Origin of the sequence: Paenibacillus allorhizosphaerae, from assembly GCF_042659105.1 — a bacterium.
GTDB classification, from domain to species: domain Bacteria; phylum Bacillota; class Bacilli; order Paenibacillales; family NBRC-103111; genus Paenibacillus_G; species Paenibacillus_G allorhizosphaerae.
The window spans coordinates 908,864-935,169 of record NZ_JBHSRV010000001.1; the positions used below are offsets into that span (position 1 = coordinate 908,864).

Annotated in this window: 26 protein-coding genes; all 26 read right to left on the reverse strand. The window is 50.7% G+C overall.

Translation table 11 applies throughout. The annotated features are described in order from the left end of the window. Window positions 1-53: 53 nt before the first annotated feature. Window positions 54-2,651, reverse strand: coding sequence for an ATP-dependent helicase HrpB (hrpB, locus tag ACFQI7_RS03860; protein WP_218097530.1), 2,598 nt, complete (start codon window positions 2,649-2,651; stop codon window positions 54-56). Window positions 2,652-2,686: 35 nt separating this feature from the next. Then, window positions 2,687-3,085, reverse strand: a complete 399-nt coding sequence (locus ACFQI7_RS03865) for a YmaF family protein (protein WP_218097391.1) — start codon at window positions 3,083-3,085, stop codon at window positions 2,687-2,689. 52 nt (window positions 3,086-3,137) lie between these two features. Further along, window positions 3,138-3,332 (reverse strand): YwbE family protein, encoded by a 195-nt coding sequence (locus tag ACFQI7_RS03870; protein ID WP_218097390.1) that lies wholly within the window; start codon window positions 3,330-3,332, stop codon window positions 3,138-3,140. A 20-nt stretch (window positions 3,333-3,352) separates the two neighbouring features. Continuing rightward, window positions 3,353-3,538 carry a hypothetical protein gene (locus ACFQI7_RS03875; protein WP_218097389.1) on the reverse strand — a complete coding sequence of 62 codons (186 nt, stop codon included), beginning with the start codon at window positions 3,536-3,538 and terminating at the stop codon, window positions 3,353-3,355. A gap of 126 nt (window positions 3,539-3,664) precedes the next feature. After that, window positions 3,665-5,107: a nicotinate phosphoribosyltransferase gene (locus ACFQI7_RS03880; protein ID WP_218097388.1), complete on the reverse strand. Its 1,443-nt coding sequence runs from the start codon at window positions 5,105-5,107 to the stop codon at window positions 3,665-3,667. Between the two features lie 74 nt (window positions 5,108-5,181). Further along, window positions 5,182-5,670, reverse strand: coding sequence for a nickel-responsive transcriptional regulator NikR (gene nikR, locus ACFQI7_RS03885; protein WP_218097387.1), 489 nt, complete (start codon window positions 5,668-5,670; stop codon window positions 5,182-5,184). 120 nt (window positions 5,671-5,790) lie between these two features. After that, window positions 5,791-6,804 carry a zinc-binding alcohol dehydrogenase family protein gene (locus ACFQI7_RS03890; RefSeq protein ID WP_218097386.1) on the reverse strand — a complete coding sequence of 338 codons (1,014 nt, stop codon included), beginning with the start codon at window positions 6,802-6,804 and terminating at the stop codon, window positions 5,791-5,793. Between the two features lie 150 nt (window positions 6,805-6,954). After that, window positions 6,955-7,116 (reverse strand): hypothetical protein, encoded by a 162-nt coding sequence (locus ACFQI7_RS03895; protein ID WP_218097385.1) that lies wholly within the window; start codon window positions 7,114-7,116, stop codon window positions 6,955-6,957. 63 nt (window positions 7,117-7,179) lie between these two features. Continuing rightward, a complete protein-coding gene (locus tag ACFQI7_RS03900) occupies window positions 7,180-7,356 on the reverse strand; it encodes a hypothetical protein (RefSeq protein WP_218097384.1) in 177 nt (58 codons plus the stop codon). Next, a complete protein-coding gene (locus ACFQI7_RS03905) occupies window positions 7,353-8,708 on the reverse strand; it encodes a cytochrome P450 (RefSeq protein ID WP_218097383.1) in 1,356 nt (451 codons plus the stop codon). The genes ACFQI7_RS03900 and ACFQI7_RS03905 overlap by 4 nt, the downstream gene beginning before the upstream one ends. A 143-nt stretch (window positions 8,709-8,851) precedes the next feature. Continuing rightward, complete coding sequence (locus ACFQI7_RS03910) at window positions 8,852-9,322, reverse strand: RicAFT regulatory complex protein RicA family protein (protein WP_377516634.1); 471 nt, start codon at window positions 9,320-9,322, stop codon at window positions 8,852-8,854. 30 nt (window positions 9,323-9,352) lie between these two features. Beyond that, on the reverse strand, window positions 9,353-10,939 hold the full coding sequence (gene miaB, locus ACFQI7_RS03915; RefSeq protein ID WP_218097382.1) for a tRNA (N6-isopentenyl adenosine(37)-C2)-methylthiotransferase MiaB: 1,587 nt from the start codon (window positions 10,937-10,939) through the stop codon (window positions 9,353-9,355). 268 nt (window positions 10,940-11,207) lie between these two features. Beyond that, window positions 11,208-11,777, reverse strand: coding sequence for a phosphate propanoyltransferase (locus tag ACFQI7_RS03920; RefSeq protein ID WP_218097381.1), 570 nt, complete (start codon window positions 11,775-11,777; stop codon window positions 11,208-11,210). A gap of 106 nt (window positions 11,778-11,883) precedes the next feature. Then, window positions 11,884-12,750, reverse strand: coding sequence for a 2-oxoacid:ferredoxin oxidoreductase subunit beta (locus ACFQI7_RS03925; protein WP_218097380.1), 867 nt, complete (start codon window positions 12,748-12,750; stop codon window positions 11,884-11,886). Then, window positions 12,738-14,489: a 2-oxoacid:acceptor oxidoreductase subunit alpha gene (locus ACFQI7_RS03930; protein ID WP_218097379.1), complete on the reverse strand. Its 1,752-nt coding sequence runs from the start codon at window positions 14,487-14,489 to the stop codon at window positions 12,738-12,740. The genes ACFQI7_RS03925 and ACFQI7_RS03930 overlap by 13 nt, the downstream gene beginning before the upstream one ends. Window positions 14,490-14,834: 345 nt before the next feature. Next, window positions 14,835-15,779: a dipeptidase gene (locus tag ACFQI7_RS03935; RefSeq protein ID WP_230414643.1), complete on the reverse strand. Its 945-nt coding sequence runs from the start codon at window positions 15,777-15,779 to the stop codon at window positions 14,835-14,837. Between the two features lie 113 nt (window positions 15,780-15,892). Then, window positions 15,893-16,153, reverse strand: a complete 261-nt coding sequence (locus tag ACFQI7_RS03940) for a stage V sporulation protein S (protein ID WP_006286829.1) — start codon at window positions 16,151-16,153, stop codon at window positions 15,893-15,895. Between the two features lie 145 nt (window positions 16,154-16,298). After that, on the reverse strand, window positions 16,299-17,093 hold the full coding sequence (locus tag ACFQI7_RS03945) for a TIGR00282 family metallophosphoesterase (protein ID WP_218097377.1): 795 nt from the start codon (window positions 17,091-17,093) through the stop codon (window positions 16,299-16,301). 87 nt (window positions 17,094-17,180) lie between these two features. After that, complete coding sequence (rny, locus tag ACFQI7_RS03950) at window positions 17,181-18,725, reverse strand: ribonuclease Y (protein ID WP_218097376.1); 1,545 nt, start codon at window positions 18,723-18,725, stop codon at window positions 17,181-17,183. A 248-nt stretch (window positions 18,726-18,973) separates the two neighbouring features. Beyond that, window positions 18,974-19,672 carry a RecX family transcriptional regulator gene (locus tag ACFQI7_RS03955; RefSeq protein WP_218097375.1) on the reverse strand — a complete coding sequence of 233 codons (699 nt, stop codon included), beginning with the start codon at window positions 19,670-19,672 and terminating at the stop codon, window positions 18,974-18,976. Window positions 19,673-20,100: 428 nt separating this feature from the next. After that, complete coding sequence (recA, locus tag ACFQI7_RS03960) at window positions 20,101-21,156, reverse strand: recombinase RecA (RefSeq protein WP_218097374.1); 1,056 nt, start codon at window positions 21,154-21,156, stop codon at window positions 20,101-20,103. A 181-nt stretch (window positions 21,157-21,337) separates the two neighbouring features. Continuing rightward, window positions 21,338-22,585 carry a competence/damage-inducible protein A gene (locus ACFQI7_RS03965; RefSeq protein ID WP_218097373.1) on the reverse strand — a complete coding sequence of 416 codons (1,248 nt, stop codon included), beginning with the start codon at window positions 22,583-22,585 and terminating at the stop codon, window positions 21,338-21,340. Between the two features lie 160 nt (window positions 22,586-22,745). Beyond that, complete coding sequence (gene pgsA, locus ACFQI7_RS03970; protein WP_218097372.1) at window positions 22,746-23,333, reverse strand: CDP-diacylglycerol--glycerol-3-phosphate 3-phosphatidyltransferase; 588 nt, start codon at window positions 23,331-23,333, stop codon at window positions 22,746-22,748. Further along, on the reverse strand, window positions 23,330-24,658 hold the full coding sequence (gene rimO, locus ACFQI7_RS03975; protein ID WP_218097371.1) for a 30S ribosomal protein S12 methylthiotransferase RimO: 1,329 nt from the start codon (window positions 24,656-24,658) through the stop codon (window positions 23,330-23,332). The genes pgsA and rimO overlap by 4 nt, the downstream gene beginning before the upstream one ends. A 138-nt stretch (window positions 24,659-24,796) precedes the next feature. After that, window positions 24,797-25,288, reverse strand: a complete 492-nt coding sequence (locus tag ACFQI7_RS03980; protein WP_218097370.1) for a YajQ family cyclic di-GMP-binding protein — start codon at window positions 25,286-25,288, stop codon at window positions 24,797-24,799. A 104-nt stretch (window positions 25,289-25,392) separates the two neighbouring features. Continuing rightward, window positions 25,393-26,256 (reverse strand): helix-turn-helix domain-containing protein, encoded by an 864-nt coding sequence (locus tag ACFQI7_RS03985; RefSeq protein WP_218097369.1) that lies wholly within the window; start codon window positions 26,254-26,256, stop codon window positions 25,393-25,395. Between the last annotated feature and the right edge of the window lie 50 nt (window positions 26,257-26,306).

Consider the following 26,306-nt stretch of genomic DNA (forward strand, 5'->3'; position numbering starts at 1 on the left):
CATATGTCTTCCTTGCAAAAAAGTCAAACCATTAGGTTGTTTGTTTGTTAGAGTTAGTTTCTTGGCTTCGCCCGATTGGTCGGCATGGCGGCAAGCGGATCATCCGGCCAATAATGCTTTGGGTATCGCCCCTTCAAATCTTTTTTCACTTCGAAATAAGCGTTCTGCCAAAAGCTTGCAAGGTCCTTCGTCACCTGAACGGGACGTTGCGCAGGCGAGAGCAGGTGCAGTGTAATCGGTATGGTCCCCTTTGCGATTCGGGGCGTATCCTGTAGGCCGAACATTTCCTGAAGTCGCACCGACAACACCGGTGAGGCCGGGTCACTATAATCCACCGCGATGCGCGATCCGCTGGGAACGGTAATATGCGTTGGTACGGACGCATCAAGCTCTCTGCGCTGCTCCCACGTAAGCATAGCTTCTAATATGTCGGTAAGCCCGAGACGAGCGAGATCGTTTCGGCTTTTTAATCCATATAGATGCGGACCAAGCCATTGTTCCAACGAATCAAGCAGCGCTTCATCGGATAAATCCGGCCAGGAAGAATCGGCACAGTGCATGAAGTAGGCCCGCTGCTGAACCTGGCGGGCTGCCCGGGTCCATGGCAATATCTCTAGCCCTTCGTCGGCGATTCCTTGTAGCAGCGCAGTTAGCAGTTCCTCCGGTGCAGGACTAGCGACCGGTTGCTCCTTCAGCACCAGTGCACCAAGCTTGAGCCGGGCTACCGCCCGGACTCGCCCGGCTTCACGATCCCACTCAACCGACTTCTCCTGCTTCATCAATTGTTGACAATGGTCCTCCAATTGGCCCAGATCCACGGGACTTGCCAAATAAATGCGGCTTTCCGATCCACGATCATCCAGGTCGGCTGCAACGAGAAAGGGTGAGACGGATATTGCCTGCGAGCCGGAATCGGGCAATATTGCCCCGCGACCGTTGCTAAGCAGATAGCGTCCGTCCGTTCTTCTTTGAGCGATACGGTCCGGGTAGGCAAATGCAAGCAGCAGTCCGATGGAATGAATGTCCATTTCCGGCTCTTGATCGGATAATGGAACCGATTCCTGAATATGGCGCGCTTCCGCTGCGATCCGACGGCATGACGCTGCATCCACCGAATAACCGGGCATCGTCCACCCGAGATAGTTCATATCGCGCCCAACGTCAGTCGGCGAATCCTCGTGTTCGATAGAATGACGCCCGGAAGCGGACTGCTTGGACGGAATCGCTAAAGCAAACTTATGTATAGCCTCGACCCGAACACGCAGGTCTGCGTCCGCGGTCCCCGTATCTTTGCGCATAAAATCCCGCTCCCCTAGTACAGCAGCGATCATGCAAGCCAGTTTCGTTTGCTTTAGCGGAACCGCATTTACGAGCATATGGGCGAAACGGGGATGCAGCCCCCATTCGGCCAGCGAACGGCCGTGCGAAGTGATAACGCCCCGCTCATCCATAGCTCCAAGCCGGCGCAATAGTTCCCTTGCATGCGTCATCGCCGCTGTCGGAGGCGGGTCGAGCCACTGCAGCTCCGACGGATCGGTTACGCCCCAGGCTGCCAGTTCAAGCGCAAGCGCAGTCAAATCCGCTTCCAGGATCTCCGGCGTGGACTGCTCTTTCAAGCTCCGGTCCTCCTGTACCGTCCATAGACGGTAGCAGACGCCGGAATCGAGCCGCCCTGCCCGTCCGCGCCGCTGATCCGCCGAAGCACGGGAAACGCGAATCGTTTCCAGCCGAGACATCCCGGTTCGCGGCGAAAAACGAGGAACGCGCATAAGGCCGCTATCGATCACGATGCGTACCCCTTCTACCGTTAAACTCGTCTCCGCTATTGATGTGGCCAGGACGATTTTTCGCTCTCCCGGGCCGCAGGGAGCTAGAGCCGCATCTTGCTCGCCTTGCGGCAATACTCCAAAAAGCGGTGCGATTCTCACATGATTCCCTAACCTCAGCTCGTGTAATCGAGCCTCAACGCGTCGAATTTCAGCCGCACCCGGAAGAAAAACCAGCATATCACCCGGATCGTGCTGCAACGCGTGTAAAACGCTGCGAACGGTCAAATGCTCCAGTCGTTCGTCCGACGGACGATCCAAGTAATGTGTCTGTACGGGAAAGCTGCGTCCTTCGCTTCTCACGATCGGCGCCGAACCCAAAAGGTTCGCTACAGGCTCCGCTTCAATCGTTGCCGACATGACTACGATCCGCAAATCTTCGCGAAGCACCTGCTGCGTTTGAAGGCAAAGCGCCAAGCCCAGATCCGCATGCAAACTTCGTTCGTGAAATTCGTCAAAGATGATGACCCCTACGCCCTCAAGCGCCGGATCTTCCTGGAGCAGACGAGTCAGTACTCCCTCCGTTATGACCTCGATACGCGTTCGAGGTCCTACCTTCGTATCCAGCCGAACCCGGTAGCCAACCGTTTCGCCGACTCGCTCGCCAAGCGAGGCTGCCATGTGCCTGGCAGCGGAACGAGCGGCAAGCCGCCGCGGCTCCAGCATTATGATACGTTGGTCCATTAGCCACGGCTCGTTCAACAATGCCAAAGGGACGCGGGTTGTCTTCCCCGCGCCGGGCGGCGCTACAAGCACTGCATTTGCAGCGCTTCGCAATATTCGTTGTAAATCCGGCAACACCGGATCGATCGGTAATTGTTTCATCATTTGTTCTCCATCAAAACGTCCGGCTGTTCCGGTCACCACCCCGGGGGCCAGTAGCCAATTCCAGGGCTGGTGAGACCTGCAAAAGTATGTTCGTGTCTGGGAATCCCGGTCTCCGTGGAGTAATACCCCCCTCGAAAGGAAAACGGCTCATCGTCCACTCGATCGTTCACTTCGTGAATATGGGATCCATCCGGAAGCGGAATCGCCGGACCCGTCGTACCGATTACCCGGTGAAAATGCCGTTGGCTTATCCTTGTATGTCCCTGATAATTGTGTTGATGTCCATCGTAAGCATCCCCATTTACCGGATAAACGAAAAACTCCAATATATGCGAATGCCCCGATTCGCTTCCGGTAACGGCGCGGTAAAGATGCGCGTGAGACCGCTTTTCTCTCTCAGGCTGTGTCGGTACAACCGATTCTTTGTCCATGCTGCTCCCTCCCCTTCATCAGCTTATGCCGATTCCGAAGGGATTCATCACTTCACTTGATGATTTCCTTGACTCGGCCGACTTGACCGTCGGTTAGCCGGACTTTGATACCATGCGGATGCGAAGGCGAATTGGTCAAAATGTCCTTTACCACTCCGCGCGTAAGCTTCCCCGTCAGCTGATCCTGCTTTAGCACAATATGTACTTCCATGCCGGATGCTATGTCTTTACGCAATTGTCCGTTCATTCGTGTTGTCTCCTTGCGCTTTACTTTTTAGGAAGGGCGAGCCAACCATTGTATATCGCATAGTAAAAAATGAACATGCTGATCAATCCGAGCGCCAGGAATATAAAAGCGCTCCTCGTTTTACGCTGAAAAAACAAAACAAACGCCGCGCTCACAAAAGATCCCATAACGATCAAACAGAGCAGCAGCACAATCGTCGCTGGCATAAACAAACAGACTCCTCTCCGGTAAATCCGCGAAATATCTTTTTTAAGATAACACACCTTCGTACGGCTGGATACCTGATTTTGTACCGGAAAATAACAATCCTGTTAACAATGCGACAAATCATGCTACTCTCTGTACTTTTCGATAAGATCCATCTTCAACTGCCATGCGGCCGGGCTCAGAACGACCGGATATATTTCCGGATTGAGCTTACGCAAATGCTCCGGCCAGTAAAGCGTCAGCTGCTGCTTGTGATGATCCCGAATTTCCGACAATGCAGGCAAATTATAAACGAGTTTCCCAGCCGCATAGATTGGATGCAGAAGCGGAATCGCTTCGTAGTTCGAAATGTTTTTGCTGATATAAGGGTGAACCGGATCGAACAGCTTTAACGGACGGTGTTCTTCAATATCCCGCTCTCCTGCAAGGGCGATATAATCCGCTTCCGCTTTCCCCGTTTCCTTATTAATAATGCGAAACACTTCTTTGCGCCCCGGCATGGACACTTTTTCCGGGTTGCCGGAAATTTTGATTACGGGCTCAAGTTCGCCGTCCCGCTCTCTGGCCACCAGTTTATACACGCCCCCCAATGAAGGCTGGTCGGCCGCAGTAATGAGCTGCGTTCCGATTCCCCAGGAATCGATCCGGGCTCCCTGCGTCTTCAGATGCAAAATGATGCTTTCATCCAAATCGTTCGATGCTACAATCTGAACATAGGTCAGACCCGCATCGTCCAGCATGGCCCGAGCCGCTTTGGACAAATACGCCAAGTCGCCGCTGTCGAGCCGAATGGCTTTCATGCGCTTGCCTTTGCTTTCGAGCTGTTTGGCGATACGGATTGCGTTAGGCACTCCGCTCTTGAGCGTATCATACGTATCAACTAACAGCGTAACATGGTCCGGTAGCGCCTCCGCAAAACGATGAAAAGCTTCCTCCTCCGTCTCATGGTCCTGCACCCATGCATGGGCGTGCGTTCCTTTCGTCGGAATGCCGAACAACATTCCCGCCCGCATGTTGGACGTAGCGTCGAAACCTGCGATATAGCTCGCTCTCGCCCCCCATACGGCCGCATCCGCTTCCTGCGCCCTTCGCGTGCCGAATTCCATCAGTATGTCGTCCGGCGCGACTTGGCGAATTCTGGACGCTTTGGTGGCAATCAGCGTTTGATAATTCATGAAGTTGAGCAGCGCCGTTTCCACCAATTGCGTCTCGAATATGCGGCCCTCGACCCGGATCAGCGGCTCGTTCGCAAACACAAGCGTCCCTTCCAGCGCCGACCACAAGCTTCCTGTAAAGCGGAATTTTCGCAATTCCTCAAGGAATGCCGGATCGTAATTTTCTTCCTGCGTTGCGAGATAAGCCAGATCGTCCTCGCTAAACCGCAGATCGCGGAGATAGGAAGCAATTCGCTCCAGCCCCGAAAACACAGCAAAGCCGTTGCCGAACGGCAGCTTACGAAAGTACGCCTCGAACACCGAGCGCTGGTTTAACGTTTGATGAAACCAGTGCGCATACATCATGTTGATCTGATATTTATCCGTGTGCAGCGTCAGATGTTCGCTGGACATGAAAACTCCCTCCTTTTGACAGCGGCAGTACTATTCCATTTCCTGATGTCACATTTCCTGTGCTTTGCCGATTACTACTCATGATGATGAGAATGGCTGTGCGTTTGTCCTTGATGTGCATGGCCAGCGGAACTATGGCCTTCTTTGCGGTTATCCACAAAGGTAACGGACAGTTCGGCATAAAGCACGCCTTTTTGCACTTGAATCTTGTGCTTCAAATCCCGAAGCTCCGATAATATTCCACGTACAGCGATAATTTCCAGGCACTGGTCGTGGTTCAAATGAATGTGCATATTCGAGATGATATGATGGTGATATTCGTGCTGAAGTTCCATCAGATCGAGCGGCAGGCCCGTCACATGATGATCGTATACCATTACAATGGTACCGGCTACCAACTGCTCCGAGTTCAGGCGTCCCGGCTCGAGGAGCACCTTTCGAACCAGATCGCGAATGGCTTCGGAACGATTCGTATATCCTTGATCGTTAATGTATTGATCGAACTGCTTGATCAGTTCTTCCGGCATCGACACGCCGAACCGGGTCAATGTGTCTTTTTCCACTCGGGATTCACCTCGTCTTAAATAAATGCTATCGCTTATTGTAACATACCCGGAGCCACACTATTGAAAACAGACCGCCGATCCCTTGTTCAGGTTCGAACGGTCTGATGCGCATGTCGATTATAATTCCACCATCGCTTTGATAACGCCGGTTTCCGGCTTCAGCCATGTCTCGTATGCACCGATCATTTCGTCAAACGGAACCCGATGCGTGACAAACGAATCCGTATCGATGCTGCCAGCGCGAATGCTGTTAATGACATGCTCGAAATCGACCCGGCTCGCGTTGCGGCTGCTTAAGATGGACATCTCCCGTTTGTGAAATTCCGGATCGCTGAACGAAATATTTGCTTTCACGAGACCGACGTATACAAGCCTGCCGCCATGCGCGACATATTGCAGCGCATTCTCCATCGATTTGGCATTGCCCGTCGCATCGAAGACGGCAGTCGGAAAGTCTCCTCCGGTAATCGCTTCGATCGCCTTGAGCGGATCGTCTTTCGCATTGACGGTAAAGTCCGCGGGCGCCCAAGTCCGGCAGTATTGAAGCCGTTCTTGGTTGATATCCATCGCGATGACTCTCGCCCCCGCCAGCTTGGCGAACTTCATGACTCCAAGTCCGATCGGTCCGGCCCCGATCACTAGCGCAAACTCTTCCGGCTGCAGCGCCGCTCTGCGAACCGCATGCGCCCCGATGCTGAAGCACTCTATCACGGCGGTCTGCTCGAGCGAAAGACCTTCCGTCTTGAGCAAATGATCTGCAGGCACAGACATATATTCGCGCATCCCGCCGTCTTGATGAACGCCGAGAACGCTCATGCTCGTACAGCAATTCGTTTTGCCCGCGCGGCATGCGACGCATATCCCGCATTCGATATAGGGCATGATCGTTACGATGTCCCCCGGCTCTAACTCCGCAGCGTTATCCGGCGTTTCGACGATTTCAGCGCTAAGCTCATGTCCCAGAATACGCGGATATTCGAAGTACGGCTGGTTCCCCCGGTAAGCATGCAGATCCGTCCCGCATATGCCGATACGCCGAATGCGTACCAATGCTTCCCCCGGCTGCCTAACAGGTGTTTCCGTCTCTTTCCATACCAGACGGTTCGGTTCCTCGCATACGATCGTTCTCATTCGATATCTCCGCCTCTCACCCATGAAATGCAGACAACTCCAGATATGAATAACATATCAATTGGCAATCCATTCGTCAAACGAGCGAAAAAAATAAAACCCTCGCCTTCCAAGCACGCGTTGCTTGAAACGACAAGGGCCTTCTTGCTGCTACTGCAGCGGCTCAGACGATGATCGGTTCCATTCGTTCAGCTCTTGCAGCAGTTGCTGCATTTCTTCATCGGACAACGAAGCATGATTGTTAATTTCTTCGATTAAAGCCTTTAGCTCCGTTTCACTTTGCGGAGTGAGCGTAAACTTTACTATATCCAACGGAAATCCTCCTGTATGGAAATAATCGATTTCCTTGACAAGGATTCCCGGTATAAGCGGATTTTATGCCTGGCGCTCCCTACCGGCCGTAATATCGGCGGTAAACCCTTTGAAATCCCATCCTTTTTGTTGAAATACGGCATGCAGTTCCGCTCTGAATTCCGAAGGCGATACGGATATCGGTATTTCGAATACGCCTACGATTTCGATCCGCCGCTCGATGTATCCCGCTTCGTTCATGACCGGTTTCTTGCGCTGATTACCATGTTTAGCCCATTTTTCGGACGCAGAGTGACAAGCGGCTCTGGCACAACTTCATGATGCCCCGGCGCGAGTCGCAGCTTGAATTTGCTGGCGATCGTGGCAAAGAGCAGCGTCGCTTCCATCAGGGCAAAATTATTGCCGATACAAACCCGAGGGCCGCCGCCGAACGGAAAATAAGCAAACTGCGGGATTCGTTTCAGCAAATCGCCGGCAAACCGTTCGGGAATAAATTGATCGGCGTTATCGTAATATTTCGGATTGCGGTGCATGACGAACTGGCTCATCATTAACGTATCGCCCGGTTCGAATATTCGGCCGCCGATATCCACCTGCTCATGAACCAAGCGATTTACCGCCCATACCGCCGGATACATTCTCATGGATTCCCAAATGACCTGCTGCGTATATTGCAGCTGATCCATATCTTCGATCGTCGGCTTGCGGCCGCTGAGTACGCGATCGAGCTCCTCCCAAAGTTTGTTCTCCACTTCGGGATGTTGGGACAGCAAGTACCACGTCCAAGACAATGTGTTCGCGGTCGTTTCATGACCGGCAATAAAAATCGTCATCACTTCATCGCGCACTTGCTTATCGCTCATGCCGCTGCCCGTTTCTTCGTCCCGGACGGTAAGCAGCATGGACAATAAATCACTGTGACCGGAATCCGGTTCTTTGCGGCGCTCTTCAATAATTCGGTAAATGACCTCATCAAGCGTATGAGCCGCTTGTTTGAATTTAACATTCGCCTTTGTCGGAATATTGTCCGGAATATCGATGACGGATGTCGCCTTATGGCTCACATATTTCATCCCGACATCAATGGCGTGACCGATCTCCTCTACCCCGGTCGAGATGCTTGTCCCGAACATGGTCCGGGAAATGATTTGCAGCGTCAACCGCATCATGTCGTCCGTCAAGCTGCGCTGTTCTCCGTCTTTCCAGCTTTGCAGCATGTTTTCGGTCAAATCGACCATAGCCGACGCATATTTGACAATGCGATCTTTGCGGAACGACGGCTGCATCAAACGACGCTGACGCATATGCGCCTCCCCTTCGCTTGTCAATATTCCTTCACCGACGACCGCTTTGGCTGTCTGCAGCCCCTTCGCCTTCGTAAAGGCGCTTTGCTTGGTAAGCAGCACCTCTTTGATTTGTTCCGGATCGCTAATCAAATAAACATATCGCGAAGGACCGAACCGAATACGTACGACATCGCCATGTTCCTGAAATGCTTTCATAAGAAAACCTAACGGATCTTTGCGAAAGGCTAGCAAATTACCGGTAATCGGAAGCCCTTTCGGTCCCGGGATGTTCGTAGATACAGCCATAAGTGAAGCCTCCTTTTCAATTATCGATAGTATCCGGAAGGGATCTCCATATTATACCAAGCGGAACAACGAAAAGAACCGACCTGCACACCCAAAAAGGCGGCACATCGGTCCTATTTTAACAACGGTCAATAACGCGGAGCTTACTCGCCGTAGCCTGAACCTGCGGCGACTTTTCCTTCTTCGACGTTGATTTTTTCCGAAATCGTATCGCGAATAACTGACATTACAAGCTGGAGCAAGTAGTTGATGTCTTCCTGCGTTTGCTTGAATTCGCTGACGACCGGAATGGAGTCAAGCTGATCCTGCAGCTCGTCGACTTCCTTCTCGATCTTATCGACCATCTTTACATTTTCAAAAGATTGAAACGCCACGATTTCCTTCTGCTTTTTCTTGATGCTGCTGATCAACGTCTGAATGTGATCGCTGTTTGCGATCTGACGTTCCGCCCGTTGAAAAAACTGCACTTCATTGGAGGTGGAAATCAGATCCGCCAGTTCTTTTGCTTTGGCCAAAATATCTTCCCTGACGATCATTTCCGTATTCGTGTAGCACTCCATCCCGCATTGGTTGGTATGCGGATGTGGATGACTATGATTATGATGTTCCGCCATCGGTTTTAAGCACCCCTGCCTCTATTGTAATTATACTGCAGCTTCTTCTTGCCGAACCCATTCGCCTTTAATGTAGAACGTCGGTGTTTCCGTAATATGCACGTGCACAAACTGTCCGATCAATTCTCTCGGTCCTTCAAAATGCACAAGCTTATTCGTCCGGGTCCGCCCCGCCAATACGTTGGCGTTATTTTTGCTTTCGCCTTCTACCAGCACTTCAAGCGTATGCCCCTTTAAGCTTTCATTGCTCTTCTTGCTGAATTCGTTCAGGACGTCGTTCAAGCGGTACAACCGTTTGCGCTTCACATCTTCCGGCACATTGTCTTCCATGTCGGCAGCAGGCGTTCCTTCCCGCGGAGAATAGATGAACGTATAGGCGCTGTCGTAGCCGACTTCCTTCACGAGCGAAATCGTATCTTCGAACTGCTCGTCCGTTTCTCCCGGAAATCCGACAATAATATCGGTCGTAAGTACGACGTCCGGCATCGCCGTTTTTATTTTTTTCACGAGCTCCAGATAATGCTCTCTCGTATATTTCCGGCTCATCCGTTTCAATATTTCATTGCTGCCGGATTGAACCGGCAAATGAATATGCTCCATCAGATTGCCTTTTTTCGCAAGCACTTCGATCAAATGATCGTCAAAATCGCGCGGATGCGATGTGGTAAAGCGTACGCGCGGCAGATCGATCTTGCGGATATCATCCATCAAATCGCCGAACCGGTATTCGATATCTTCAAAATCCTTGCCGTATGCATTGACGTTTTGACCAAGCAGCATAATTTCCTTAAATCCCTGCCGGGCCAGCTCCCGCACTTCGGCGATGACGTCCTCCGGTCTACGGCTGCGCTCTTTCCCTCGCGTATATGGCACGATACAGTACGTACAAAACTTGTCACAGCCATACATAATGTTCACCCACGCCTTGATGCCTTCGCGTTTCTTCGGCAAATTCTCGATGATATCGCCTTCCTTGGACCATACCTCGATGACCATTTCTTTGCTGAATATCGCTTCCTTCACGAGGTGAGGCAGCCGATGAATGTTATGCGTGCCGAAAATGATATCGACAAACGGGTGTTTCTTCATGATCCGGCGGACGACGGACTCTTCTTGCGACATGCAACCGCATACGCCGAGAATAAGCGACGGCTTTTCTTTCTTCAGATGGCTTAAATGGCCCAGCTCGCCGAACACTTTATCTTCCGCATTCTCGCGAACGGCACAAGTATTAAGCAAAATGATATCGGCCATATTGCGATCGTCTGTAGACGTGTACCCCATTTGCTCGAGCAGCCCTTTGATCGTTTCGGAGTCATGCTCGTTCATTTGGCAGCCATACGTCATAATATATGCATATTTGCCTGCACCGAATTGCTTCATCTCTTCCGGCAATTCAAAATCGTAATGAACTTTGATTTCTTCTTTGCCGCGCTTTTTCTCTTCTTTATAGTTCGGAGCAGCATTGATTTGGATATTACGCCCTTTAATGCGGTACGTCGTTTTTCCGTCTTCTTCGCTTATGACCTTTGCATCCGTAAAGTCGAAGTATTTGGAGTAGTCTTTTTCACCCTTGCCAGATTTTAAGTCTGGTGAGTTTGGAGTCTCCTTATTCATGATGTGTCTCACTTCCTTATTTCAAATGTCCTCAAACATAAAATATTAATAAAATATCGCATTGCATCGATAAAAAATTATACCACAAACCCCTTGACTAATCCATCAAAGCCTGTATGTAAAGTACTCCCGCTTCTCGCACTGCGTAGGTGCGGTTTAGTTTTGAACCATTAAACCATCACAGAAACCATATAACGATCATACGTTGTATACAAAAGAGTACCTATCCTTCACGCTGCTGGAATAGGTACGTTGGAAGGCTGTGCTTCTACAATAATATGACCGCGATATCACCCGTTTTCACGCCGGCCGCATTAGCCTCGTCCGTATCAATATGCATATCGAGCGCAAATTGATCGGATACGCGGGCAACGACGTTCTCAAAAACAAGCGCGCGCTCCCCTTCCACGCGAACCGACAATCTCTGCTTGTCCGCTATCCCCCACTTGGCTGCATCGTCCGTGTGGAAATGAATATGCCGCGCTGCGACAATGACGCCTTCGGCCAGCTCCATTTCTCCTGCAGGTCCGACGACTTTGATTCCAGGCGTGCCCGCAATATTACCCGACTCACGAACCGGAGGCGTGATTCCAAGCGTGAACGCATCCGTTCTGGACACTTCCAGCTGCGATTTCCCGCGAGCCGGTCCCAAAATTCTTACTTTATCAAATTGCCCTCTCGGGCCGATCACAGCCACCGTTTCTTTCGCGGCAAACTGCCCGGGCTGCGATAAATCTTTGAGCACCGACAGTTCATAGCCGCTGCCGAATAACTTCGCGATATGTTCTTCCGATAAATGAATATGTCTGGCGGATACGCCGACCGGCACTTGAAACATAACAACCACCTTCCTCATTCAAAGCTTGCTTACCATTCCCATTATACCCACCCCATGCAAAAAAAGCATACAGCCGAGGCCGTATGCTTTTCTAAAGTTCGGAAAATTATTTAAATTCCGCCACCAATTTATCAAACTCTTGCTCTGTGAGATTGATATTTTGCTTTGCAAGCCCTTCTGGCTTGAAGCCGTATACCATGTTCTCGTAGCTTTTCTTGTTTTTATCTTGATAAATAAGACCCGTTACAAGGCTGTTGGTTTCCATGATCTTGGTCATTGCCGCTACACGATTGGAAGCGTCATACTCCGGCGTTTCTTCCAAATCGACAATGTGCTCCTTGAACCATTCGTACGTATTCACCTTGTTGAACGTAACGCAAGGGCTGAATACGTTGATAAAGGAGAAGCCTTCATGCTTCATGCCTTCTTCGATCAGCGATGTCAGCTGCTTCAGGTTGCTCGAGAACGATTGGGCAATGAACGTTGCGCCGGCCGCCAAAGCAACTTCAAGCGGAGACAATGCCGACTCGATCGAACCGGACGGTGTAGATTTCGTCTTGAAGCCTTCAGCGCTTCGAGGCGAAGTTTGACCTTTGGTCAAGCCGTAGATCTGGTTGTCCATTACGATGTACGTAATGTTGATGTTACGGCGGATCGCATGAACCGTATGGCCCATCCCGATCGCAAAACCGTCGCCGTCACCGCCTGCGGCAACGACGGTCAACTCGCGGTTTGCCATTTTCAAGCCTTGCGCGATCGGCAAAGATCTTCCGTGAACGCCGTGGAAACCGTAAGCGTTGATGTAACCGGAGATCCGGCCGGAGCAGCCGATACCGGACACAACTGCCAGCTGCTCAGGCTCCAGTCCTACGTTTGCTGCCGCTCTTTGAATCGCCGCTTGAACGGAGAAGTCACCGCAGCCAGGGCACCAGTTGGGTTTAATATTGTTGCGGAAATCTTTTAACGTTGCCATACAAGGTTCAACTCCTGACAGTATTTAGTGATTTCGGCAGGCAAGAACGGGTTACCGTTATATTTCAGCAGGCTCTTGATTTTCTCGGCATAGCCTACATTCAGTTTGATTAAGGACGCTAGTTGGCCCGTAGCATTGTTTTCCACGACGACAACCGTTTTTGCCTTCTCGATGTAAGGTTTCAGCTCGCTAGCCGGGAACGGATGCAGCAGGCGAACCGTAACATGGTTCGTTTTCATGCCGCTGTCGGCCAGACGACGTCTTGCTTCATCAATCGTGCCGCCCGTCGAACCCATGCCGATGATCAGCAGATCCGGCTGTTCGTGCGGTGCGTCAACGAGAATCGGGTTGTTCACTTTGAGGTTTTTCAACTTGCCCAGACGCTTATCCATCATTTTTTGACGGTTTTCCGGACTTTCGGATGGACGGCCATCTTGTGCGTGCTCTACGCCGGTAACATGGTGAATGCCATATTTTTGGCCAGGCACGACGCGAGGAGATACGCCGGACTCCGTAAACTGGTAACGTTGGAACATTTGATTTTCAGGAAGCTGTGGCAGATCGCCGGTTTGAAGCGTGCCGCGTTTGATCTGAACTTTTTTGTAATCAAGCAGCTCGGACGATTGCTTACCAAGGGAAAGCTGAAGGTCCGTGAGCAAAATAACCGGCACCTGGTATTCTTCGGCCAAGTTGAACGCTTCGATCGTGTCGTAGAAGCATTCTTCGATCGTGGAAGGCGAGAGCACGATTTTCGGAATTTCACCGTGCGTACCGTGAATCATAGCCAGTACGTCGGATTGCTCCTGTTTCGTCGGAAGACCCGTACTTGGGCCGCCGCGCTGCGTATCCACAATAACGACCGGCGTTTCCGTCATGCCTGCAAGTCCGATCGCCTCCATCATGAGGGAAAGACCCGGGCCGGCGGACGAAGTCAACGCGCGAACGCCGCCATAGTTGGCACCGATCGCCATCGTACAAGCAGCGATCTCGTCTTCGGTCTGAATAACCGTACCGCCGAATTTCGGCAGCGTCTTGATCAAATACTCCATAATTTCCGATGCAGGCGTGATCGGATAAGCAGGCATAAAACGGCAGCCTGCAGCTACTGCGCCGAGACCGATTGCATCGTTACCGATCATAAACAGTTTTTGTCTGCCGTCCGCAGGCTCGAGCTGGAACTCCGGCAGCGGACCGCCGTTCATTTCAAGGACGAACTCTGCCGCTTTGCGAACCGCTTCGATGTTTTTCTCTACGACGGCGGCGCCTTTGCGGCCGAACTCTTCTTCTACTGCTTTATTAAACACTTCGAGCGGCAATCCGAGCAATGCCCAAGATGCGCCGGAAGCGGCCATGTTCTTAAATAAGGAAGTACCGAGCTCTTCTGCGATTGCCGTGATCGGCACCGGGAACAATCTAGCTTTAACGCCTTCGGGCACAACCGGATTTACTTTCGCGTCGGCAATAATGACGCCGTTGTCGCGCAGCTCGTGCGCATTCAGGTCTATCGTCTCCTGGTCAAATGCAACGAGGATGTCTAGATCGTCGGAAATGGCTCGAATCGGCTTCGTACTGATCCGAATTTTGTTGTTAGTGTGGCCGCCCTTAATCCGCGAGGAAAAGTGACGATATCCGTACAAATAATAGCCGAGTCTGGTCAATGCCGTGGAAAAGATTTTGTCTGTACTCTCCACGCCTTCCCCTTGTTGTCCTCCGACCTTCCAAGATAATTGGCTTATCACCGTTGTCCACTCCTTTAGATAATCGCTGACGATGCAGCTAACCATTAAAACTGTCAGAAATTTTTATTTTTTATCATCAGAAATTTTCGTTTCCATCGAACTGAACAATTTATTTCTGATGTTTCAAAAAAGCTTCTTTTAATCATGGATGTATCTTCCTCGAAAGGACTAAGATGAGAAGCTTTTTTTATAAAATATTTCTTTCAGCGTCAACCAAATTTTATGATCTTTCCGTACTAAAAGCAAGGGTTTTCGACAAATTCGACACATAGTTATTTTAGATCATATCCATACCGAAATTCGATTGATCCTTTGTTCTTATATCTGAAAAAAAGATGTAAATTTTTAGTGAACGGGCAGATGTCGTTCCAAATACGAGTACCAGTTGCCGTATAAGAAGCGCTCGACTTGCACGTTGGAATACCGTTTCGACAAAGCGTCGACCAAATTGCCGTATTGTCCGGCGTGCTCCAGGCCAGGTATGGTGCGGCTTATGCCGTCAAAATCCGACCCCAGCACCAGCTGGCGTTCACCGCCCAATGCGCCGATGTAGTCTATATGCCTGAGAATCCCATCAATAGATGCTTGGCCGCCGTCCACAAACCACGGCACAAACGTGACGCCGATCCGTCCATCCCGACGAATCAGTTCGCGAAGCTGATTGTCGTCCAAATTTCTTGGGTGCCCGCATAACGCTTTCGCATTCGAATGCGTCGCTACGAACGGTCTCGCTGAAGCTGCGGCCAAATCCCAAAAAGCTGCCACAGACAAATGGGATGCATCCAATAGGATACCCAAATCGTCACAATCTTTAATAAAGCTTTTTCCATGCCTCGAAAATCCGCCTTGCCGCGGTTCTAAAATCCCGTCTGCCGCCCAGTTTCCGTAATTCCATGTGACGCCGATGAAGCGCACTCCCAAATGATGCAGCGTTCGGGTAAACAGAGGGTTGCCTTGAATCGCATCTGCGCCTTCGACCGTTAAGATGGCGCCGATACTTTCACTGTTCCAAACCGTATGCAAATCATCGCGGTTCTTGATCAAACGAACCCTTCCATCACATGTGATTTTTTGATAAAAAATATTTATATACTCCAAGTAATGGTCAAATTTAGGGACAGTTATACGTTCAGGCAAATAAATAGCGAAAAATTGAATTTTTACATTCGATTTTTTCATTTTTGCATAGGACACATCCAGTCCGACCGCAACCGAATCGTAAAAATCAATAACCGGATTTTCAAACATTTTATAAAGCGCATCGCAGTGCCCGTCAATAATTCGCATCATCATCCGCCTCCTGGAAATAGGTTGCCTGATGTACCTGCCATGACTAAACGATAATACAAAAAACCTGTCTACAAAGTAAACAGGTGTTTGGGTAAAGCTTATGAAAGGTTGACTTATCTCGGCTCGACAATCAATTTAATGGCTGTCCGGTCTTCACCATCAATGACGATATCGGTAAACGCTGGTATGCAGATCAAATCAACCCCGCTGGGAGCAACAAATCCTCGTGCGATCGCTACCGCTTTGATAGCCTGATTCAATGCTCCGGCCCCGATCGCCTGGAGCTCCGCGGCTCCGCGTTCCCGCAATACCCCAGCGAGTGCGCCTGCAACGGAATTTGGGTTGGATTTTGCTGAAACTTTTAATACTTCCATGAAAAGTACCTCCTCGGGAATGATGATAGCTTCCAGTACTATTCATATTCTAGGAATTAGCAGTTAATTCCTGCTCTCCGAAGAAGTCGTTTTCTAATTAATTCGAATTTTTCGAATATTCATTCGTTTGGTTCGGTTAGCCATTTTACTCAAACAGCAGCTTGTCCTCATCCATTCGAACCATACTGATTTTTTTGGCAAATCCGGTCGCCGGGTCCAAATCAATCACCGCCGCATGAAAGTGCCACTTGCCTTCATCCACAATAAAACGCACCGGAAGCTGTGTTTTGAATTTTTGCAGCACTGCCGTCCGCTCCATCCCCAGGATGCCATCTCGGGGACCCACCATGCCCACGTCCGTTACAAACGCGGTCCCTTGCGGCAATACGCGCTCATCGTTCGTTTGCACATGCGTGTGCGTACCGACGACTGCAGACACTTTGCCGTCCAAGTGCCAGCCCATGGCGATTTTCTCCGAGGTCGCTTCGGCGTGAAAGTCAACCAGAATGAACTTGGTCCGTTTGCGAGCTTGCTCTACCAGCTCATTCGCTTTCTCGAAAGGGCAGTCGAGCGGCGGCAAAAACGTGCGCCCTTGCAAATTAATAATCGCCAGCTCCGTATCTTTAATTTTGATATAAGCCAACCCGCGTCCCGGCGTACCGGCGGGAAAATTGGCCGGGCGCACCATCCGTTCTTCTTTATCGATAAAATCGAATATTTCTTTTTGATCCCATGTATGGTTGCCCATCGTGATGCCTTGGACGCCTTGTTCGAACATTTCTTTCGTAATCGCCGAAGTAATGCCGCGCCCCGCGGCCGCGTTTTCTCCGTTCGCAATGATCCAGTGCGGATTGTATTTTCCTTTTAGCTTGGGGAGATAGGTTTTAAGCGCTTGCCGGCCGACGGAGCCGACAATATCGCCGATAAATAAGATGCGCATGGCTCTCTCCTCTCGTTGTGCTGTTTCGTTATTAGTTTACAAAAGAAAAGTGGCTTATTCAGCCACTTTTCTATCGGGCGTATGCAATTATTTTGCGTATTCCACGGCCCTGGTTTCACGGATGACCGTAACCTTGATATGACCGGGATAATCGAGCTCGTTCTCGATCTTTTTCGTAATGTCCCGAGCCAGACGGAATGCTTCCGTATCGTCAACCTTCTCCGGTTGAACCATGACGCGAACTTCCCGTCCTGCTTGAATCGCATACGACTTTTCCACACCCTCGAATGATTCCGAAATCTCTTCGAGCTTTTCAAGACGCTTGATATACGTTTCCAACGTCTCGCGGCGGGCGCCTGGTCTTGCGGCAGACAACGCATCCGCTGCACCGACCAGCATTGCGATAACCGATGTCGCTTCACAGTCGCCATGGTGCGAGGCGATGCTGTTGATGACGACCGGATGTTCCTTATACTTCTTGGCAATCTCAACGCCGATTTCTACATGTGAGCCTTCGACCTCATGGTCGAGTGCTTTCCCGATGTCATGAAGGAGTCCGGCACGCTTCGCCAATGTCACGTCTTCCCCGAGCTCTCCTGCCATCAGTCCAGCCAAATAAGCAACTTCCATGGAGTGCTTCAGCACGTTCTGCCCGTAGCTTGTACGGAACTTGAGGCGACCCAATATTTTGATCAGATCCGGGTGAAGTCCGTGAACGCCAGTCTCGAATGTAGCTTGTTCGCCGTATTCGCGAATCCGTTCGTCCACTTCTTTACGGGATTTCTCCACCATCTCCTCGATGCGCGCCGGATGAATCCGGCCGTCTGCAACAAGCTTCTCGAGCGATGTGCGGGCAATTTCCCTCCGAATCGGGTCAAAGCCGGACAAAATGACAGCCTCAGGCGTATCGTCAATAATGAGGTCGATGCCTGTCAAGGTCTCAAGGGCGCGAATATTGCGGCCTTCGCGGCCGATGATGCGACCTTTCATCTCCTCATTTGGAAGCGCTACGACTGAAACCGTTGTCTCTGCTACGTGGTCGGCAGCGCATCTCTGGATCGCCAAAGTAATAATCTCTCTGGCTTTCTTGTCGCCTTCCTCTTTCGCCTGCTGTTCGATTTCTTTGATGAGTTGAGCGGTTTCATGCCGAACTTCCTGCTCGACGTTGGTTAATATGATGTTCTTTGCATCCTCCATCGTCAACGTGGAAATCCGCTCCAGCTCAGCAACTTGATCTTTGTAAATTTGATCAATTTGTCCTTGAGTTTCTTCGATACGTTTCTCTTTGTTGGCGACCTGCTCTTCTTTTTTCTCGAGAGAATCTAATTTTTTATCCAGCGACTCCTCTTTTTGCAACAATCGTCTCTCTTGTCGTTGAGTTTCATTTCGACGATCACGAATGTCTTTTTCAGCTTCGGTCCTGAGTTTGTGAATTTCATCTTTAGCCTCGAGAACCGCTTCTTTCTTCAGCGCCTCTGCCTCTTTGCGGGCACCTTCCAAAATTTGTTCGGCAGCATGTTCAGCACTGGAAATCTTCGCCTCTGCAATGGACTTGCGGATAAAATAACCAATCCATAAGCATAGAGCACCAACAACGAGAACGACCAGGATCCAGATGGCCATGTTCGGCATCCAGTTCACCTCCTCGTTGTTTCTCCAAGGGGTAAGCTTGGGATAATCAGGTTTTTATCCGTTCTACAAACGCAAGAAAAAGTAAAAATTGGCGATTTTACTTTGATGAATCGCTCCCGTCATAATTGGGACGACTCCTTTGTATAATGTATATACACGTTTATTTTATCTTTTGACGAAGAAGCTTGTCAAGGTTTTGTAATAATTGTTCAGTTCTACTCAGTTAATATAATTAAATATTAATTTCATTAAAATTCATCGCCGATTTCGTCCGCATCCCATTCTTCCTCTTCCTGCTTTCCTACAGACAATTGTTTGAGCACCCTGCTGACTACGGACCCCGGGTAACCTCGGCGCTGAAGAAATCCGGCGATTTTGGGCCTTGCTTTGACCGGGTCACGGTTCAGCTCGCTCGCATATCTTTTTTCCGCCAATCCGAATGCCATACGGAACTCCGTCTCTTCGTCCACAAGTTCCATTGCTCCATGGATCGTATCCTTTTTGATCCCTTTTTGCTGAAGCTCCTGGCGAATGAAGTACCGCCCCTTCTTTTGCGACTCCAGCCGCTGCCTCGTCAACTGCTCGGCGAACAGCTCATCATCCAAATATTTTTCGTTTTGCAGCCTCTCCATCGTCTTCCCGACGATGTCCGGATCGTATCCTTTTTGTTTTAGTCTCGCCCGCATTTCGTGCTCCGAGCGAAGCCGGTTTGATAACAGCCGGATTGCGTCCAAGTACGCTCTGTTTGCCTCTTCCGCGTGCAATATTTGCCGGAGGCCCGCTTCCTCCAACTGCTCCCCTTTCATGAGCCTGTATTTGATCAAAATATCCTCGTGCACTGAAAATGAGAAGTTCTCATCAACAAATATATTATAGCGGTGCGGCGACCGTTTTTGCCGCTCTACTTTTGTTATCAATCCCGTTTGATTGTGATTCTCGCCGGACATCGTCTGTTCTCCTTCCCGAAATGTGGCAAGCTTCCGGTCGAAGCGTTCCCGAAGAAGACACGTTCGTGTCTTATGATGATGCTTTCTTGACATTCCTGTTTTATTATTGGTATTCCTGCTTTCTGATGAAACTTTTCTTGAAAGATCCGAACCGTTCTTGCTTCGCTGATCATGCATACATTCTGATCCTTTAAGAAAAACTTCTCACCGGCATCGTTCATATGGACAGGCATATTATATGCGCGTGCGTGCAACGCTTCAGTGCAAGCCGTAGCTCCTTTGAGGCCAACATATATACGACCGTCTGCAATCATAACAAAGGCACCTTTAACGTTCGCGTAAAGGTGCCTCCCCATGTAATCTTCTTTCCATGTAACGATATCTGCTGTCAAACGGCAGAAACTTTACCGCTTGCGAGTTCTTGAATCTTATTCAAACGAAGATGCAAGCAAGTCCTGCTCCTCTTCTTCATCGTCATCCGTATTCGGGCCAATCGCTACGATCAAATTGCTGTTTTCGCGAATTTTCTTCTCGATAATATCTGCCAGCTGCGGGTTTTCTTTCAAGAACTGCTTCGCGTTTTCCCGGCCTTGACCGAGGCGGTCGTTATTGAATGAATACCAAGCGCCGCTCTTCTGAATAATATCCATCTCGGTCGCGATATCGACGATACTGCCTTCCTTGGATATGCCTTCGCCGTACATAATATCGATGTCCGCTTGTTTGAACGGAGGAGCTACTTTGTTCTTCACGACTTTGATCCGGGTCCGGTTACCGATCATATCGTTGCCTTGCTTGATCGTTTCAACCCGTCGCACGTCCAGACGAACGGACGAGTAAAACTTAAGTGCGCGGCCGCCCGGCGTCGTCTCCGGATTCCCGAACATTACGCCTACTTTCTCGCGAAGCTGGTTAATAAAGATGGCGATGACTTTCGACTTATTGATTGCGCCGGAAAGCTTACGAAGCGCCTGCGACATCAAACGCGCCTGCAGACCGACGTGGGAATCGCCCATCTCGCCTTCAATCTCCGCCCTCGGCACGAGCGCCGCCACGGAGTCGATGACGATGATATCTACAGCGCCGCTGCGAACGAGCGCTTCCGCGATCTCGAGCGCCTGCTCGCCCGTATCCGGCTGCGACAGCAGCAGCTCGTCGATGTTGATGCCGAGCTTGCTTGCATACAGCGGGTCAAGCGCATGTTCCGCATCGATGAAAGCGGCGGTACCGCCCGACTTCTGCACTTCCGCGATTGCATGCAGCGCAACCGTTGTTTTACCGGACGATTCCGGACCGTATACTTCAATGATTCTTCCGCGCGGAAAACCGCCGATGCCAAGCGCAATGTCCAGTGCCAGCGAACCGCTGGGGATCGTTTCTACCTGCATGTGGGTGGATTCACCCAGTTTCATTATAGAGCCTTTGCCAAATTGCTTCTCAATTTGGCGAAGAGCCGCTTCCAAGGCCGCTTTGCGATCTGCCAAGAGACTCACTTCCCTTTTCTCGTATTCGATAGTTCTATCATAACTGCTTTTGCTTCCGTTGCCAAGCTTTTTTTCGAACATACATTCGCGTCTGTGGCAAAAGAAAAACCGTAACAAATGGCTGACTTGTTACGGTGCTTCCGTTATTGCTATTATATTGCATTTTCTACCGATTCGCAAGCTATGAATTCATCCGTTTCCATAGCTGATAGAGTGCGCTCTTCGCGGACCGCAGCTTGATCGTTTCCCGGTTCCCGAACTGCTGCAGCTGCTTCACCGTCGTCTCACCGTCGCGGCTGGCCACTCCGACGTACACCAAACCGACCGGCTTTCCCTCCGATTCGCCGGGACCGGCTACCCCCGTGACGGATACCCCGTAATCCGACCCGGTCACCGAAAGGATCTGTTCCGCTAGCCGTTTGGCCGTTTCCTCGCTGACGGCTCCCGGCGCGCCCGAGCCTTCGAGCTGTTCCATCGGCACATTCAGCAGTTCGTGCTTCAGTCGATTCGTGTAACATATAATCCCGCCCGCGAAGGCCGCCGAGCTCCCAGGAACGTTCGTAAGCAGGTCGCTGAGCAGCCCGCCCGTGCAGCTCTCCGCCACAGCCAGCGTACGGCCCTGCTCGGTGAGCAGCCGCAGTACCGCTTCTTCCAACGCAATGTCCTCGGCAGCGTATATGTATTGGCCTACCCGGCTGCGGATTTCCTCCTCCAGCGGCTTCAGCTTCGCTTGTGCTTCCAGCATGGAAGCGGCACGAGTGGTCAGCCGGATCGCCACTTCTCCCTCCTTGGCATACGGAGCGATCGTCGTATCGCTCTGCGCTTCGATCAAATCGATGAGCTCATGCTCCAGCTGCGACTCGCCGATGCCTGCGAACTTCAGCATCACGGAATACAGCGGCTGCACGCTCCCCATCTGAGCCGCGATCCACGGCTTGGCGTAGCGGTCGAACATCGGCTTCATTTCCTTCGGCGGCCCAGGCAGCAAAATGTAATGTGTGCCTTCATGGGTCAACGCGACGCCTACCGCAAGACCGGTATCATTGGCAAGCGGCTCGCTATGCTCCAGCATGAGCGCTTGGCGCGCATTGCTTTCTACCATGGGTACGCCGCGCTTTTGGAACATGTGCTCGATTTTATCCATCGAGGGACCGTGCATGACAAGACGCTGGCAGACCGTTTCAGCTAGTACGTCCTTAGTCAAATCGTCCTGTGTCGGACCGAGCCCGCCGGTACAAATAATGACGTCCGCCCGATCTTTGGCGATGCGCAGCGATTCCTTGATCCGCTGAGCGTTGTCACCGACGACGGTTTGAAAATAAACGCCGACACCGATGTCAGCCAGCCCTCGCGATAAGTATTGAGCATTCGTATTGACGATCTGGCCCATCAAGAGCTCGGTGCCCACCGCTATGATTTCCGCTCTCATTCAGCATCCTCCTTCGGGTTAGAAAAGCTTTTATAGGAGTCCTTCAACGTGTCTTAAATATAGCTTTTCTTGATATTCTCAAAATACCGTTCTTTACGGCGATTTCGCGTAAAGAACCTGAACATCCTGCATATGAAAACAAAAACAATAGGCGGGAAACCTATTGTTTTTGCTCATTCCAGTTAATGACGTCCTTGTTTTTCATAAAATAATCGAAACCGGAGTACATCGTAATGATCGCCGCCACCCAGCTCGCAAAAAGATCAAACCGGAAATGAACGAATTCAAACGGAAAGTTGTTCAGCAACAGCGCGATAATCGCTGTAATCTGAACGGCCGTTTTCCATTTCCCCCATTTGCTGGCCGCCATCACTCTTCCTTCAAGCAGCGCGATCTGCCGCAGGCCTGTAACGGCGAACTCCCGGCTAATGATCACAATCGCAACCCAAGCGCCAAGCTTGCCCATTTCCACGAGAGAAACGAGCACGGCCGATACCAGCAGCTTATCGGCGAGAGGATCGAGCAGCTTGCCCAGGTTCGTAACAAGCTTTCGTTTCCTTGCAATGTAGCCGTCCAAACTGTCCGTGCTGGCGGCTACGATAAAAATTAACGCTGCGATGATTTGATTATAGGTAATCGTGAACTGCTCGATCCGGATATGGGGCGTTTTCACATTGACGAGCAGGAAAAACATAATAATCGGAACTAAAAAAATTCTCGCCAAAGTGATCCGGTTGGCCAGATTCATGCGACAACCTCCCCGGATAAGTCAAACTCAAACGAGTGCGTAATACGCACTTTCGCAATTTCCCCGATCGTAAGCTTCGCTCCGCCAACGAAGACTTCTCCGTCGATCTCCGGTGCATCGAACTGCGAGCGCCCGATATATACGTCGCTGCGGCCATCGTACTTCTCGATAAGCACATCGACCACTTGCCCGATCCGCTCGCCGCCGCGTTCGTTCGAAATTTCGCGTTGAATTTCCATCAACATATTTTGACGGAACTCCTTCACATCGTCAGGCACTTGATCCGGCAGACGGGAAGCAGGCGTGTCCTCTTCCTTGGAATACGTGAAGACGCCCAGACGGTCAAAGCCGATTTCGCGGATGAACTGTTTCAAGTTCTCGAAATCTTCCTCGGTTTCACCCGGGAATCCGACGATGATCGAAGTGCGCAGCGATACGCCCGGAATTCGCTCCCTGATTTTCTTGATCAACTCGCGCGCGTCGCGCTGACGTCCTGGACGGCGCATCCGCTTCAGGATACTGTCCTCGCTGTGCTGCAGCGGCATATCGACGTATTTGCACACTTTCGGATTGCTGGCCATGACATCGATCAACTCGTCCGTGAAAAATCCGGGATAAGCATAGTGCAAGCGCACCCACTCGATGCCCGGCACTTCGCTTACTTTATTCATCAGCGTCGGCAGCATGAAGCTGTCGTACAAATCCGTACCGTAGTTCGTTGAGTCTTGAGCGATCAGGCTGATTTCTTTCACGCCCTGTGAAGCAAGCTGCCCTACTTCGTCCAAAATTGACTCCATGCTGCGGCTGCGGAATTTGCCGCGCATAATCGGAATGCTGCAGAACGTACAGGCGTTATCACAGCCTTCCGCAATTTTGATGTAGGCTGTATATCTTGGGGTTTCCATCTTCCGCGGCAGCTTCTGCTCGTAATTAAACACCGGATTTCCAACGAGCACCGGTTTGCGGCCTTTCAGCGCCTCATCAATAATATCGTTGATTTTGTGAAAGTCGCCGGTTCCGACGATTCCGTCGATTTCCGGCATTTCTTTCATCAATTCTTCCTTGTACCGCTGCGTCAGGCAGCCCGATACGATCAAGGCTTTGAGATTTGCGGTTTGCTTCAGTTCCGCCATATCGAGAATCGTATTTACCGACTCTTCTTTCGCAGCGTCGATAAATCCGCACGTATTTACGATAATGATCGTTGCCTCTTCTTTTTCCGATACAAGGGTGTAGCCGCGCTCATGAACGAGGCCGGACATGATTTCGGAATCGACAAGATTCTTCTCACATCCAAGCGTCACCACTTTAACTTTCTCTGTCATGTATAATCCTCCAAACGATTTTGAACCTTTTTCGCATGTGCTTTTCGTTACAAGTATAATATAAGCCTGTTCGGGGTGTCAAAAGCGGAAAGCCCTTATGAAATGTTTCATCCATAAGGGCCTACCCGTTGGTTGGCATTATCTGAAATTGATGAACTGCAATTCCAACGGTAAATCCGCTTTGCGCAGCAAGGTCATTACCTGCTGAAGGTCATCCTTGCTCTTTCCGGTCACCCGAATTTCATCGCCTTGAATTTGGCTTTTGACCTTTAATTTGGAGTCACGGATAAGGATATTGATTTTTTTCGCATTGTCCTGGTCAATCCCTTGCTTCACTTTGATGCGCTGGCGCACCGTTCCCGACGCGGCGGGCTCCACCTTGCCGTAGTCCAGGTTTTTAAGGGAAATGCCCCGCTTCGCCATTTTCGATTGAAGAATATCTAGCACGTTCTGGAGTTTGAAATCGTCATCCGACACGACAACGAGCTCTTCCTTGTCCAGCGCGATGCTGCTTTTGCTGCCTTTGAAGTCGAACCGGGTTGCGATCTCTTTCTCAGCCTGATTGATCGCGTTGGTTAGTTCCTGGATATCCAGCTTGGACACAATGTCAAATGAATTTTCACTGCTCATACGGTTCCCCTTTCATAGCAACAAAAGTTTCAGAAAGTTAATCCTTTCCAAACATTATAACAAAAAAAGACACGCCAGCACAAAGCCTCGTGTCTTCTCCGATATTACAGCTGCGCGAACTCAATTTGCAGCTTCTTGACGTTCGCCGCGTCGCCGACAATCACCGGAGTTCCGTTAATGGTGAGGTCAACCGCATTCGCCTTACCGAAAATCATGTAAGCCGCGTTGTCCAGTTCCCACGTCTTCGTATTTCCGTTCTGAAACGTACCCTGCTCCACCATTTGCCGGTTGGCGCCGAGGGAATCGAGCTGAATCCAGCAGGCGTCGCCGCTTATATTCATTTCGATCTTCAGTTTCTTCGCATTGGATACCGTGTAATAATCGGTGCCCCGGTCGCTCTTCACCAGCTTCACTTCCGTTGCCGGCGGCGGAGGTGTTTCCGGCGGCTTCTCCGGCGGCTTGTTCTCGGCCAGCGCGGCGGTCCCGGAGCCTCCTCCCCCGGTTTGGGGCGCAGGTGCGGAAGGCTCCACTTTTTCCGTCAGCTTCTTTGATTGCTCTTGTTGCGCGTCGTTCGCCGCGCCGCCTACATAATTTTGATTAATGTAGTAGTAGATGATCCCAAGGATCAACACGACGAAAGAAATCATCATCACATTCGATGCCCATTTCCCGATGCGTTCCGTGTTGCGGGTCGTTCGTTTAGAGCGGATCGGCTCTATATGCTCGGGCTCCGGCGATGGGATCACGTTCTGGTACAAGCGGAGCACTTCGTTCGGATCGAGACCCACCGCCTCGGCGTAGCTCTTAATAAAAGCGCGGACATAGAAGTTGCCCGGCATGATTTTGTAATCGCCTTCTTCTATCGCTTCCAAATACCGCTTACGGATTTTCGTTGTTTCTTGCAAATCGTCCAGTGAAATCTTCTTTTCCATCCTGGCTTTTCTAAGCAGCTGTCCAAGGTCGGACACGTCTTTCACCCCTTCCCGGTCAATTGGGAACTATCGTTAGCGGATGTGAA